10 protein-coding genes are annotated in these 13,263 nt (G+C 62.4%); 4 read left to right on the plus strand and 6 right to left on the minus strand.

Annotated features, from left to right (window positions below):
- Positions 1 to 90 precede the first annotated feature (90 nt).
- Entirely contained in the window at positions 91 to 1,368 is a 1,278-nt protein-coding gene (locus QMX91_RS07405; RefSeq protein WP_282412490.1) for an acetyl-CoA C-acetyltransferase, read from the minus strand.
- A 329-nt stretch (positions 1,369 to 1,697) separates the two neighbouring features.
- On the opposite strand from QMX91_RS07405, the gene QMX91_RS07410 reads away from it, so the two are divergent.
- From QMX91_RS07410 to QMX91_RS07425, 4 genes are all read left to right on the plus strand, one after another.
- Positions 1,698 to 3,050 carry a 3-oxoacyl-ACP reductase gene (locus QMX91_RS07410; RefSeq protein WP_282412491.1) on the plus strand — a complete coding sequence of 451 codons (1,353 nt, stop codon included), beginning with the start codon at positions 1,698 to 1,700 and terminating at the stop codon, positions 3,048 to 3,050.
- A 2-nt stretch (positions 3,051 to 3,052) separates the two neighbouring features.
- Complete coding sequence (locus QMX91_RS07415; protein ID WP_134785364.1) at positions 3,053 to 3,907, plus strand: MaoC/PaaZ C-terminal domain-containing protein; 855 nt, start codon at positions 3,053 to 3,055, stop codon at positions 3,905 to 3,907.
- A 302-nt stretch (positions 3,908 to 4,209) separates the two neighbouring features.
- Complete coding sequence (locus QMX91_RS07420) at positions 4,210 to 5,793, plus strand: collagen-like triple helix repeat-containing protein (protein ID WP_282412492.1); 1,584 nt, start codon at positions 4,210 to 4,212, stop codon at positions 5,791 to 5,793.
- Positions 5,794 to 5,927: 134 nt separating this feature from the next.
- On the plus strand, positions 5,928 to 7,598 hold the full coding sequence (locus QMX91_RS07425) for a POTRA domain-containing protein (RefSeq protein ID WP_135294888.1): 1,671 nt from the start codon (positions 5,928 to 5,930) through the stop codon (positions 7,596 to 7,598).
- A gap of 223 nt (positions 7,599 to 7,821) precedes the next feature.
- Here QMX91_RS07425 and QMX91_RS07430 read toward each other — a convergent pair whose 3' ends face one another.
- The 5 genes from QMX91_RS07430 to QMX91_RS07450 form a co-directional block, all read right to left on the minus strand.
- The gene (locus QMX91_RS07430) at positions 7,822 to 10,224 is read right to left on the minus strand and encodes an autotransporter outer membrane beta-barrel domain-containing protein (RefSeq protein WP_282412493.1); all 2,403 of its coding nucleotides are present in this window, start codon (positions 10,222 to 10,224) and stop codon (positions 7,822 to 7,824) included.
- 226 nt (positions 10,225 to 10,450) lie between these two features.
- Positions 10,451 to 10,723, minus strand: coding sequence for a DUF3613 domain-containing protein (locus QMX91_RS07435; RefSeq protein WP_134785360.1), 273 nt, complete (start codon positions 10,721 to 10,723; stop codon positions 10,451 to 10,453).
- A 17-nt stretch (positions 10,724 to 10,740) separates the two neighbouring features.
- Positions 10,741 to 11,463, minus strand: coding sequence for a tetratricopeptide repeat protein (locus tag QMX91_RS07440; protein WP_135294886.1), 723 nt, complete (start codon positions 11,461 to 11,463; stop codon positions 10,741 to 10,743).
- 23 nt (positions 11,464 to 11,486) lie between these two features.
- Entirely contained in the window at positions 11,487 to 12,371 is an 885-nt protein-coding gene (locus tag QMX91_RS07445; protein ID WP_007962993.1) for a type II secretion system F family protein, read from the minus strand.
- 1 nt (position 12,372) lies between these two features.
- On the minus strand, positions 12,373 to 13,257 hold the full coding sequence (locus tag QMX91_RS07450) for a type II secretion system F family protein (protein WP_097089927.1): 885 nt from the start codon (positions 13,255 to 13,257) through the stop codon (positions 12,373 to 12,375).
- Between the last annotated feature and the right edge of the window lie 6 nt (positions 13,258 to 13,263).

The raw sequence follows: 13,263 nt of genomic DNA on the forward strand, positions 1-13,263 counted from the left end.
GGCTTGCTCGCGAAAGCGGTCTGTCAGACACAATGACGGCGCCTGACACGGCCCCTTCGCGAGCAAGCCCGCTCCCACAGGGGATTGTGCTCAACGTTCGATGATCGCGGTGACACCCTGGCCGCCAGCGGCGCAGATCGAAATCAGCCCCCTACCCTTGCCCGCCGCATCCAGCAGTTTTGCCAGGTTGGCGACAATTCGCCCGCCGGTCGCGGCAAACGGATGCCCCGCCGCCAGCGAGCTGCCTTTCACATTCAGCCGGCTGCGGTCGATCGAACCCAGCGGTGCGTCCAGCCCCAAACGCGTCTTGCAGTATTCGGGGTCTTCCCAGGCCTTGAGCGTGCACAGCACCTGCGCGGCGAACGCTTCGTGAATTTCGTAGTAATCGAAGTCTTGCAGGGTCAACCCATTACGCGCCAGCAAGCGCGGCACGGCATACACCGGCGCCATCAACAGGCCTTCGGCACCGTTGACGAAATCCACCGCCGCCGCTTCGCCATCGCGCAGATAGGCGAGGATCGGCAAACCACGTTCTTTTGCCCATTCCTCGCTGCCCAGCAGCACCACTGAGGCGCCGTCGGTGAGTGGCGTGGAGTTGCCTGCCGTCAGCGTGCCCTTCGCGCTTTTTTCGAAAGCGGGTTTGAGCGTGGCGAGTTTTTCCAGGGTCAGGTCCGGGCGCAGGTTGTTGTCGCGGGTCAGGCCGAGGAAAGGCGTCATCAGATCGTTGTGCCAGCCTTCACTGTAGGACGCGGCGAGTTTGTGATGGCTTTCGAGGGCCAGTTGATCCTGCTCCTCACGGGGGATGTTCCAGGTCTGCGCCATCAGTTCGCAGTGCTGGCCCATCGACAGGCCGGTGCGCGGTTCGCCGTTACGCGGAAACTCCGGGATCAGGTGCCGCGGACGCAGTTGCAGAAAGGTCTTCAGCTTGTCGCTGGTGGTCTTGGCGCGGTTGGCCTGCAGAAGGATTTTGCGCAAGCCTTCGCTGACGCTGATCGGCGCGTCCGAGGTGGTGTCGACGCCACCGGCAATGCCGCAATCAATCTGGCCGAGGGCGATTTTGTTGGCCACCAGCAGCGCTGCCTCCAGCCCGGTGCCGCAGGCTTGCTGGATGTCATAGGCCGGGGTGGCCGGCGACAGCCGCGAGCCGAGAACGCACTCGCGGGTCAGGTTCATATCCCGTGACAATTTAAGCACCGCACCCGCCACCACTTCGCCGATGCGCAGGCCGTGCAGGTTGTAGCGTTCGATCAGGCCTTCCAGGGCAGCAGTGAGCATCACCTGATTGCTGGCAGTGGCGTACGGCCCGTTGGAACGGGCGAAAGGAATACGGTTACCACCGATGATGGCGACGCGGCGCAGCTGACTCATGAAAAGCTCCTTTTCCAAATGATCGAATTCACCTGAATCCTTTGTAGGAGTGAGCCTGTGGTGAGGGGATTCATCCCCGATGGGTCGCGCAGCGGCCCCCTCATTGCAATCGCTATACATTGCGACTGCTTCGCAGCCGATCGGGGATGAATCCCCTCGCCACAGGTCACTCCTACAAGGTTCAACGTTGTTTCTGAATTTGTGTTTGGCCACACAACCATCGGCGGCCAACTACTCTGCTGTTCTAGCGTAGGCCTTATTGCGTGGATCGAACGATTGATTGCCGTTGGTAGTCCACACTTTGAACCCCAACTTTTGGAGAGCGTTCCATGTCTGACCGCTATATCGACTTCGCCAACTCATCCATCGGCCACCGTCTGGTCGGGGCTTTGGGCCTGCCGTCGCCGGTGCGGCTGGAACGCTGGCAGGCCGGACGCCTGCGGCCGGTGGACGGCGCGCTGTTGATCGGTGGCGGGCCGCTGGCCGAGCGGGTCAATGCGTTCGCCAACCGCCTGACCGATGCGATCTACAGCTACGGCACTGAACCGTCGCTGGCCACCGCGTGGATTCCCGGGCACGGGCCTAAACTCAAGGCCGTGGTGTTCGACGCCAGCGACCTGCAGCACACCGAGCAGCTCAAACAGCTGCGCGAGTTCTTCCAGCCATTGATGAAAAACCTCGACAGCAGCGCGCACCTGGTGATCCTGGGCCGCGCCCCGGAAACCCTGCGCGATCCGTTTGCGTCCAGTGCACAGCGAGCGCTCGAAGGCTTTTCGCGTTCGCTGGCCAAGGAGCTGCGCAGCGGCGGCACGCTGCAACTGATCTATGTCGGTGACGGCGCTGAAGATCAGCTTGAGGGGCCGTTGCGGTTTTTCCTGTCACCGAAAAGTGCCTTTGTTTCCGGGCAGGTGATTCGCCTGAGCCCGTGCGCCACGCCGGTCACCGATTGGACCCGGCCATTGGCCGGACGCAAGGCGCTGGTCACCGGCGCGGCACGCGGGATCGGCGCCTCGATTGCCGAGACCCTCGCCCGCGATGGCGCCGAGGTGATTCTGCTCGACGTCCCCCCGGCCAAGACTGATCTGGAAGCCCTCGCCGCACGTCTTGGCGGCCGGGCGATCACCCTTGATATCTGCGCCGAAGACGCCGCCGCGCACCTGATCGAACAGCTGCCGGACGGCCTCGACATTCTGGTGCATAACGCCGGGATCACCCGCGACAAGACCCTGGCCAACATGACCCCGGAGTTCTGGGACGCGGTGCTGGCGGTCAACCTCAATGCCCCGCAAGTGCTGACCAAGGCCCTGCTCGACAGCGGCACCCTGCACGACAATGCGCGGGTGATTCTGCTGGCTTCAATCAGCGGCATCGCCGGCAATCGCGGACAAACCAACTACGCCGCGAGCAAGGCCGGGCTGATCGGCCTGGCCCAGGCCTGGGCGCCAACGCTGCACGAACGCGGCATCAGCATCAACGCCGTGGCCCCGGGCTTCATCGAAACCCAGATGACCGCGCACATCCCGTTCGGCCTGCGTGAGGCCGGACGGCGCATGAGTTCGCTGGGCCAGGGCGGCTTGCCGCAAGACGTCGCCGAAGCCGTCGCGTGGCTGGCGCAACCGGGCACCGGTGCCTTCACCGGCCAGGCATTGCGGGTCTGTGGCCAAAGTGTTCTGGGGGCATAGGCATGAGCATTGAATGGCACACCCTCGACCGTGAACCGAGCCTGCCCGGCCTGTACGCGCGGGCCGCGACACGGCGCAAGATCACCGGCACCCGACTGCCCGACAGCGGTTTGCGCTGCTGGGTCGATGTCGACCCGCAAAAACTGGCGGCCTATCGCAAGGTCTGCGGCTTTACCGATGACGGCCTGCTGCCGCCGACTTATCCACACATCCTCGCGTTCGCCCTGCAGATGCAATTGCTCACGGCGAAGGAGTTTCCATTCCCGCTGCTGGGGCTGATTCACCTGAGCAACCGCATTCGCGTGTTGCGGCCGATGGGCGGGATCAGTCGTGCGCAAGTCAGCGTCCGCGTGCATAACCTGCAGCCGCATCCCAAAGGCGCGACCTTCGAGGTGTTGACCAGCCTCGATGATCAACTCGGGCCGCTGTGGGAAGCCGAAAGCCAGATGCTCTGTCGCGGAGTGAAACTCGACGGCGAACCCGTCGAGCAACACTGGGAACCGTCCCAGGTGTTGACGCAAGTCGCGCAATGGAAAGCCCCGGCCGACATCGGTCGGCAATACGCCAAAGTCTCGGGCGACTACAACCCGATTCACTTGAGCGCGGCCAGCGCCAAACTGTTCGGTTTTCCCACGGCGATTGCTCACGGTCTGTGGAACAAGGCACGAACCCTCGCCGCACTGGCTGGTCACCTACCCAAGGCCAACCTTGAAATCGCCGTGCACTTTCGCAAACCGGTGCGCTTGCCCAGCGAGGTCTCATTGCTGGCGAGTGCGCCGGGATCCAGCGGCGAGTTGCGCCTGATCGGCAACGGCGATCTGGAACACATGGTCGGTCAGTGGCAACCGGTTGCCTGAGTATCCGCCCGGGCAAGCCTGTAAATTGTGTATATATCACTTAAGTTTTTCCGCGTTTGGCGCCGCACTCTGAAAAACTCCAGGCCTTGATTTTCAAGGCCTTTTTTTATGCGTCTATATCCTGGGTATTAGTCCTTAGGCACGGCGCGGCGCCTTATATATAAAGGCGTTAATACCAACTTGAGAATGGTGGAAAAGCACCGCGCGATCGAGATTGGCACCACGGACGAGGCATCACCGGCGACAGATCGGTGAGCCATCGAAAACGACGAATGTTGTTACAGGTGCAAGGAATCTCAATCATGAAAACTCAAGTGTGGTGCAAATCGGCAACAGCTCTGGCATTGATCCTCTCCCTTGGCCTCGCTGGCTGCAGCAGCGGCGGTGGCGGCCATCACAGCAGCTCCGGCAGCTCTTCGCCAGACAGCGCGACGTCGGGCACTGGTGGCACTAGTGGCACTGGCGGTAGCAGTGGCGGTACTGGCGGCACCGATACCGCTGGCACAGGTGGTACCGGTGGCACTGGCGGTACCGGCACGACCAACCCGACCAATCCGACGAACCCGACCAATCCTACCAATCCGACAGACCCTACGGATCCAACCAACCCGACCAACCCGACTACCACCCCGCTGGTGACTACCACCCTGGTGCAGGATGTCGGCAACACCGTCGCGGGCGTCGGCAGTGGTGTCGGTCAGGTCGGCGACTCCTTGAGCACCGTTCCAGTCGTGGGCGGCGTTGTGCAAAGCGCAGTCAAAACCACAGGCAATGTGGTCACCACCCTGGGTGATGGCGTGGCCAACGGCATCGGCAAACTGGGCACGGTCGACAACGGTCTGGGCGTCACCGCAGCCTCGGTCGGCGGCGTGGTGTCAGATGTCGGTACTGGCGTCTCGGATCTGAGCAGCAAACTGGCGACCGCCACCGGCAGCGTCCCGGTTGTCGGCGGCGTGGTGACCAAAGTGGCACCGGTGCTCGATGGCGTCGGTGAAAAAGTCACCATGCTCGGCGACACCCTGAGCCTGGCCACCACCACCGGCCCACTCGGTTCAGTGACCAAAAGTGTCGGCAACGGTCTGGTGCCAGTGATTGCCATGGTTGAAAGCACCACCGACAAAGTCGGCGATGCAACCGGCCTCGGCGCTCCGCTCAATGGTGTCCTCGGCCAGGTCGGCGGCGCCGTCAAAGGCCTGGGTGGTCAAGTCACCGGTGCTGGCAGTGGCAACGCGTTGACCAACACCGTCGGCGGCGCCTTGACCAATGTCGGCACCACTGTCGGCAAGGCCGGGGGGCTGGTGGATAACGGCACCAGCACCGGTGGCGGATTGGGCGGTGGTCTCGGCGGCGGTCTGGGCGGTACCGGCTTGCTGCAAACGGTTGGCGGCGCCGTGGTCAACGTCGGTGCCGGTCTGAACGCCGGCAGCACCAACGGCGTGGTCAGCGCCGGCGGCGTCACGGCTGGCGGACTGGGCAACACCATCGCTTCGCTCAACACCGTACTCGGCGGCTCGGGCACGCCGATCACCGCCACCACCTCGCCACTGGCCACCGTCGGCGCCACCGTGGGTGCCGGGCTTAACCCAGTCACCAGTGCGGTCACCAGCGTCACTCAACAAGTCGGCGCCGCGACAGGTCTGGGCGCGCCGGTCGCCGGTCTCACCGGCCAGGTTGGCGGCGCCGTCAGCGGCATCGGCAACACCATCGCCGCCACCAACAACCCGGTCACTACCGCCGTGGGTGGTGTGGTCAGCAACGTCGGCGCTACCGTCGGTGCGGTCGGCGGACTGGTCAGCGGCGGCACCGCCACTGGAGGCACCGCAACCGGAGGCCTGGGCGGTGTACTCGGTGGTCTGACCGGCGCTCTTGGAGGCAACAAACGCTAAATTGCACCTGGCCGATTCGACGGCCGCACCTACAGCGCCTACGCTTGGTTGAGGGCGGAAGATTCCCACGAGTCTTCCGCTTTTTTCTTAGGAAAAATTCAGCCCAGCGCTGTGATCTGACCATGGAGTGTCCTATGCGCGTAATGGCATCCCTGCTGTTCCTCAGTCTCAGTTCCGCCGCCCTCGCCGACACCCTGCCCAGTTTTCTCAACAGCAACGAAACCACGCGTAACCTGCCCGTGCCGAACCTGCCGGCAGATGCTTATCGCCCCGCCGCCACGCCCCTGCAAGTACCCGACCCCGGCGCGGCCACGGCGCAGCCGCTGTTGATGGAGACCAAAATCAACCTGAAAACCGTGCAGATCGAAGGCGGCACGATCTACCCGCTCAACGAACTGGCCGAAGTCTACAAACCGCTGATCGGCCATCAGACCAGCCTCGCCGACCTGATCGAAGCCACACGCGACATCACCCGGCGCTACCAGAAGGACGGCTATCTGCTGTCCTACGCCTTCCTGCCGCAACAGCGTTTCGACGACGGCGTAGCCCGAGTGGTGCTGGTCGAAGGTTATGTGCGCGATGTGCAGGTGCAGGGCGATGTCGGCCGGGTCAAAGGTCTGCTCGACGAACTGGCAGCCAAAATCCAGGCCGAACGCCCGCTGACCCGCAAGACCTTCGAACGCTACACCACCCTGATGACCCGCATCCCCGGCGTGACCATCCAGGCGCAAGTGCCACCGCCGGGCACCACCGACGGCGCAACGACGCTGGTGGCCCAGGCCAGCCGCAAACCGTTCACCAGCACCATGAGCACCACCGAAGACAACCGCAACGGCACGCAGGCATTGCTGGGGGTCAGCAGCAACTCGCAGACGGCCATGGGCGAGCAGCTGACCCTGAGCGGGCTGTTTCCGCCGGGCGACGATCACGAGCGCTACTACCGTGTGGACTACAACCAGTTTCTCAACAGTGAAGGCACGCAACTGAGCCTGTTTGCCTCACGCTACCGGGCCGATCCGGGCACCAATGTGCTCACCAGCGACGGCTTCGAACTCAAGCCGCACAAGGAGGACGATCGTTACTCTATAGGCGTCAGCCACCCGTTCATTGCCGCCTCCAACGAGCTGCTTAACGCGGGAGCGCGGCTCTATGCAGTGGATGATAAAAACCGCTACAACGTGGTCGGCTATCCGATCAGCATCGAAGAGCGCACCAACGTGCGCGCCCTCGCATTCGAAGGTGACTGGCGCAAGAGCGATGCCCGGCAATTGCGGATTCTCAGCGGCGGTGTGTATCAAGGTCTGGACAGCATGGGCGCGCACTCCAACAACCCTGCGCTGGACCTGAACTTCCTGCGCCTGCGCCTCTCCGGGGTGCAAAGCGACAAGTTCTTCGACAACTGGCAAGGCGTGCTGTCAGCCGCACTGTATTGGAGCGACGACACCCTGCCTGACAGCGAGCGCGCGGTGTTCGGCGGGCAGAATTTCGGCCGTGGCTACCCGGACGATCAGGCGTCGGGCGACAAGGGCTGGGGCGCGGCTTACGAGGTCAACTACAGCTTCAATCGCGACGGCAACTGGGTGCGCATCCTGCAGCCGTACGTGGTGCTGGACCGTTCGAAAACCTGGTTCAACAAGCTGGCGGTGCAGAGCAATGACCTGTCATCGGCAGCAGTAGGCCTGCGTTTCGGCGATGCCAAGTACTACAACATTGCGTTGGAGGCCGCCAAGCCGATGTCCGATGAAGCGCTGGATACGTTCAATCGTCGGGCGCGTTACAGCATCAGTTTCAGCTATCAACTGTAGGGTGTCAGATCAAACAACTGAGCAGGCAGACCGCTTTCGCGAGCAAGCCCGCTCCCACATTGGAATGCACATCCCTGTGGGAGCGGGCTTGCTCTCACATTGCAGCGCACATCCCTGTGGGAGCGGGCTTGCTCGCGAAAGCGGTGGATCAGCCAGCATTTTTGCCGACTGATACAACGCCTTCGCGAGCGGGCTCGCTCCCACAGGTTTTACCCGATGTGGATCAGAACGCGTAACGCACCTTCGCAGTAAAGCTGTCGGAGTCGAAACCGCTGGAGGTCAGATAGTTGTAAGAGCCGCCGACGCTCCACGCGCCCATCCGGTAGTTGGCGCCCAGGCCCAGTTCATAGCTGTCACGCACCGGAGTGGTACCGCGGCTGACGGACGACTCGCCCCCCAGCACGAAGGCCGATGTGGTGCTGACCTTGTCACCGATGAAGTCATGCCAGGCCATCAGCTTCGCTTCCGGTTCCAGGCTGCCGCTGCCGACATCGAATGCCGCCGCCAGACGTGCACCGACGCCCATCTCACCGACTTCATAACGCTGACTGCCGACATTCAGCGACGCCGAGCTGCCCTTCTCGCGATACGCATCCATGCCGACATTGGCATAGCGCGCGCCGACCTGAGGCTCCAGCACCACATCAGGCATCAGCCGCAGGCTGTACCCGGCCAGTGCGCTCACGCCGAATACATCACTGTCGTAATCAGCCTTGGCCTGAGTGCCAGCGATATAACGTTTGGATTCGTTATCGTTCCAGCCGTACATCAGCGACGAGTCGACGAACCAGTTGTCATGTACCCAGTTGCTGTACAGCGTCAGCGCATGCCCGGTGACTTTGGTCTTGTTGCCGAGATCGGATTTCACATCGGTATCGAGGTAGCTGTAAGCCAGACCCAGTGTGGTATCGGCATTCAACTGACCATCGGCACCGACCGCGATCCCGTGGCTGTCGGCGTCATAACCGGCGACACCGCGACGCTCGTCCTGATTGGCATCGCTGCTCAAGGCTTGCAGCCATACGCCTTTTTCCGGGGCGCCGGTGGCTGAGCGTGCGCGACTGGAGCGATCATTGATCACGCCCGAGACCAGCGTCTGACTGTTGGTCGCCGCGTGCAGTACACCACGGCTGACATCCGGGCTGAGGCTTTCACTCAGGCGCGCCAGTTCGGCATCGGTGCCAGCGTTGGCGAATGCCTGGAACACCGGATCCTGTTCATTGAGGCGTGCCAGCAGTCCTGGCACATGCCCGACCGCCGTCGCCGCGTTATCACTGCCGCCGACTGCCAGGGTGTTCTCGGCCAGCACCTCGCTCGACTTGGTCGTCACCACGCTGGTGATGTCGTTACCGACCACACCGAAACTCTTCACATCCAGCAGCGCGGAGGTCGAGGTCACGGTCAGGTTGTTGCCACCGACCAGATTCCCCGAGCTGATCAGGGTGTAACGCGTTCCACCGGGGCTCACGCGAAAATCACTGGAGCGCGCCAGCAGACGCAGTTGCGCGCCCGGGGCGATATCGGTGGTGCCGGTGACCTTCAGCACAGGCAGCGCCGGGTTGGTGTCATTGCCCAGGTACATCTCCAGCACCGAGTTCGACTCTTCCATATCGAAGTCGCCGATGAAGGTGGTGTGCGGCTTCATCAGGGTCAGCGTGCCCTCTTCGATAGTGACGTAGCCGGAGCGGATGGTCGAACCGTCGAAAGTCGCATCACCGTCGACCAGTACTCCAGACAGGCCGAGCAGGTCACCCTTCACCGCGCCGCCATAGAAATAAAAGTAGCTCGCGCCGTCATCGACCTGGATCGCCGCCTTGCCACCCTCGATCAACCCGTTCATTTGATAGATGCCGAAAGGCCGGGCGCCACTGGCCTGGCCACTGACATGCACACCGATGTCCTCGCCGGAAATGGTTCCGCCGTTCCACAGCGCGGTGGAATTGGCGCTCGCCGGAGCGCTGAACTTGACCCCCTCGAACACTACCGCCTCGGCATTGGCACCGGTCGCACGGATAGTCCCGGTGTTGTTGACCGACTGGCTCAGTGTCGCGCCATCGAGCAATACGCCCAATGCGTCGGTGCCGCTTGCGGTGATGGTGCCTCGGTTGCTGAGCCCGGTCATGTTGGTATGCACCAGCAACAGGCCACTGGCGGTCTGGCCGCTGACGTCGATGCTGCCACTGTTGACCAACGAATCGCCCAGCGTGCTGCCGAGATCGGAAATACCGCTGGAGGTGCCAGCGTCGGCCAGACCGTGAACTGAAATAGAGCCTTCGTTGAGCAGCGCGCCGGCGATTTTGGTCGGCACCACTCCAGCGGTCCCCAGACTGATCCCGGTGCCGAACCTGGCGCCGTCAATCCGGATATTGCCGGTGTTGCGCAGTTGATCCGCCGTCACCCCCGAGAGCTGTGCGCCGTAGGTCGTACTCACCTGGGAAACAGGAGCGATATTGCCGTTACCGCTCAGAGTGATCAGCCCCCAGTTCTGCAGATTACTGGTCAGCGGGCCGCCACTCAGGTCGTGGTTCAGGCTCGCGCCGGCGGCGATAGCCATAGTGGTGTGCAAAGCGGCGGCGGCGGAGATGGAGAGCGCCAGGACAGAGCGGCGCAGGCATACGATAGTCACGCGAGATTCCCTTCCAAAACATGAGAAACAGTTTCAGCAGGGTTCATTACATGATTCAGGCATCCCTACCGTCCCACCAGGTCGTCCTGGTTCGGGCGCGGGGAATGTACATGAGCCATCATTTTGATACCACAAAAAAGTCAAAGTGATGGCGTCAATTTTCAAGACAATCCATCCAGTATCCGCTCAGGCCGCATCTCCTGCGCGCTTGAGCGTTGCGATCAACCTAGTTCTTGGTCTCGATCTTGCCGCCCGCATCCGGGTCGTAAAAATCCGGAATCTCGTATTTGTATTTCTTCAACCAGCGTTGCAGCGCCAGCTCCCGCTCCGCCGCCGTGGCGGTTTGCGGCTTGGGCGAGGCTGCCTGGTTGCGACTTTGCAGCACCAGCCAGCCTTCGGTTTCCTGTTGCTGCGCCGAGGCCGGGCCGGCGTCGATCGCCTGGGCGGCGAACGGCAGGCTGAGCAGGGCCAGGCAATAAACACTGTGCAAGGTGTTCATGGTCATCTCCCGGAGTGTCACTTGAGCGTCGACGGTTGTGGGTCAGCCACCACCGCTACTTGATTACCAACCGCGGTCGGGGCCTTGGCCGGCACCTTGAGTTTTTCCGCGCGGGCCTGGGCGTCGGCGAACTGCTCCGGCGTCAGGTGCGCGCGGCTGACGATTTCGGCTGCTTGCTGCCAGTTGTTCTGGTACAGCAGCAAGCTCACCAAATTCAGCGTGGCCAGTTGATCGTTCTGCTTGAGTTCGATGGCCGTCAGGAACTCGAAACGCGCATCTTCAAGACGCAACTGGTTGAGGTAGACCACGCCGAGGTCGTTGCGGATTTTTTCATTGGTCGGCGCCAGACGCACCGCGCGTTGCAAGTGCGCCTGAGCCTGGCCATTGTCGCCACGGGCGGCATAGATCTGCCCCAGGCCGTGTTCGGCGTCCGCCGTGAGGCAAGTACCGAGTAGCCCGCGATACAGCGGCTCGGCTTCATTGCGCCCGAGCAAGCGATACACCCTGGCCTTGCGCAGGCGGACCTCGACCAGTTTGTCGGGCAGGCTTTGCAGGTTGGCCAGGCTGGCGTGCAGTTTGCCGTCGTTGGCCAGATCGTCCGCCAGGTTCAGCGCCAGTTCCTGTTCGGAATCGAGTTTGCTGCAACTGGTCGGTGCGAGCATCGCCGACCACGGCGCCTGACCGTCGGTGGCGCAACCACCGAGCAACAACAAACTTGCCAAGACAATCAGTGCTTTCATCAAACGCTCTCCATGAGCCAACGTCAGTTTGCAAACGCCCGGGTAATTGCGGTGAACCCCGGGCCGGCCAGTACGATCAGCAAGGCAGGAAACAGAAACAGCATCATCACCACCGACATCTTCGCCGACATCTTCGAGATGTATTCCTGCAGTCGGGTGAGGCGGCGGTCGTCGAGTAATTGTTTGAGCGCCAGCAGCGATTTCATTGCCCCGCCACCCTGCTGAATCAGTTGCTGCAGGATCACGCAGGTGTCGGTGAACTCATCGACCGCCAGCATCACCGAGGTCTTGTTCAACTCCTGTCCCAGCTCCAGTCCCGAGTCGACCCGGGCCAGAATCAGGCGCAGTTCGCGGGTCAGTTCCGGCAGCAGTTTCTGCCCTTCGGTGCTGAGCACGCGCAAGGCTTGTTCAACCGCCATGCCCGACTCGAAGAGGATGCGCAGCAGCGGAATGAACGTGGAGATTTCCACGGCGATGGTTTTCTGCCGACGCCCGGCGGCGTAAGCCAGCAGCCGCTTGGGCAACAGGTAACCGGCGCCGGTGGCGAGCATCGGCACGATCCAGCGGTTGGCGGCGTGCGGAAAAAATACTTCCTGGAGAAAGATCGCCAACCCAAGCGCCAGCAGCGGCGTGCCGATCTGGCAGGCGGCGAACAGCGAGCGCTCACTGGCGCGGCGCCAGCCGAGGCGACTGAGCAGGGTCTGGGTTTCGCTGTCGATGCTCACCGAGCGCTGACCGAACCTGCTGTTACCCAGAGCCCGCAGCCAGTTACCGAAACGGTTCTCGCGCACCAGATGCCCCTGCAAACGCTGGTTGACCTGGCGCACCCGGCGGCGCTCGGTCAGCAGGTGATTGACCACCAGCAACAGCGCGCCGAGCAGCAGCATCAGAGCGGCGAGATAGACCATTTCAAATACTCCGCAACATGCGCCACAGCGCCAGGCAACCGGTCACTTGCAACACCACGGCGATGATCAACATGGTCCGACCACCGGAGTCGTGCCACATGCCGAGCATGTAGCCGGGGTTGGTCAGCATGAAGTAGCTCACCAGAATCACCGGCAGCGAACCCAGCACCCACGCGGTCATGCGTGTTTCGCCAGTCAGTGCGCGCAGTTGCCGGGCGCCCTGGTCACGTTCGCGGATCAGCTTGATCAGGTTCTCCAACAGCTCGCTGGCATTGCCGCCGTAGCGATGATTGACCTTGAGGCCGAGGGCAAACATGCGCAGTTCGTCCTGTTCGTAGAGTTCGGCGAAATCGCTGACCGCATCCGGCAGATTGACCCCCAGTTGCACGTTGCGCTGCACCCGGCCCATGGCTTTTTTCAGCGGATCCTCGCTCGATTCGATGCCGCCCATGACGGCGTCGCTCAAGGTGCGGCCGGACTTGAGACTGCGTACGGTGTAGTCGAGCAGCTGCGGCAACTGCTCGATCATGCGTTTGATCCGCCGGTGGTACAGCCAGGAAATGTACAGGCGCAGGATCAGCGGCGGCGCCAGCAGCATCGCCAGCAAACCGATCCAGTCCGCCAATAGATAACCCAGGACAATCGCCACGCCCCACAGGGTCATCCACAGCCCGAAACGCTCGCTGGGACGGCCAAGCCCGGCGCGCAAAAACATCCGTTCAAGCCCGACCCAGGTCGGCTTCTGCGCGGCCAGTTGCGGCTGCCCCGCCGCGAGACGATTGAGCACCCGTTCGTTGCTGGTCTTGTGGATACCGTGCACGAACAGCCAGATCGATAGCCCGAGCAGGATCAGACACAGAAGGATGAGAATGGCCGGTCCGATCATGATGCA

Origin of the sequence: Pseudomonas sp. PS01299 (assembly GCF_029960145.1) — a bacterium.
Taxonomy (GTDB): domain Bacteria; phylum Pseudomonadota; class Gammaproteobacteria; order Pseudomonadales; family Pseudomonadaceae; genus Aquipseudomonas; species Aquipseudomonas putida_A.

What these genes read in the sequence shown, in the direction of transcription:
- QMX91_RS07415 (WP_134785364.1), top strand. Translation starts at nt 3,053, where the DNA reads ATGAGCATTGAATGGCACACCCTCGACCGTGAACCGAGCCTGCCCGGC.
- QMX91_RS07445 (WP_007962993.1), bottom strand. Translation starts at nt 12,371, where the DNA reads ATGGTCTATCTCGCCGCTCTGATGCTGCTGCTCGGCGCGCTGTTGCTG.
- QMX91_RS07440 (WP_135294886.1), bottom strand. Translation starts at nt 11,463, where the DNA reads ATGAAAGCACTGATTGTCTTGGCAAGTTTGTTGTTGCTCGGTGGTTGC.
- QMX91_RS07410 (WP_282412491.1), top strand. Translation starts at nt 1,698, where the DNA reads ATGTCTGACCGCTATATCGACTTCGCCAACTCATCCATCGGCCACCGT.
- QMX91_RS07420 (WP_282412492.1), top strand. Translation starts at nt 4,210, where the DNA reads ATGAAAACTCAAGTGTGGTGCAAATCGGCAACAGCTCTGGCATTGATC.
- QMX91_RS07450 (WP_097089927.1), bottom strand. Translation starts at nt 13,257, where the DNA reads ATGATCGGACCGGCCATTCTCATCCTTCTGTGTCTGATCCTGCTCGGG.
- QMX91_RS07425 (WP_135294888.1), top strand. Translation starts at nt 5,928, where the DNA reads ATGCGCGTAATGGCATCCCTGCTGTTCCTCAGTCTCAGTTCCGCCGCC.
- QMX91_RS07405 (WP_282412490.1), bottom strand. Translation starts at nt 1,368, where the DNA reads ATGAGTCAGCTGCGCCGCGTCGCCATCATCGGTGGTAACCGTATTCCT.
- QMX91_RS07435 (WP_134785360.1), bottom strand. Translation starts at nt 10,723, where the DNA reads ATGAACACCTTGCACAGTGTTTATTGCCTGGCCCTGCTCAGCCTGCCG.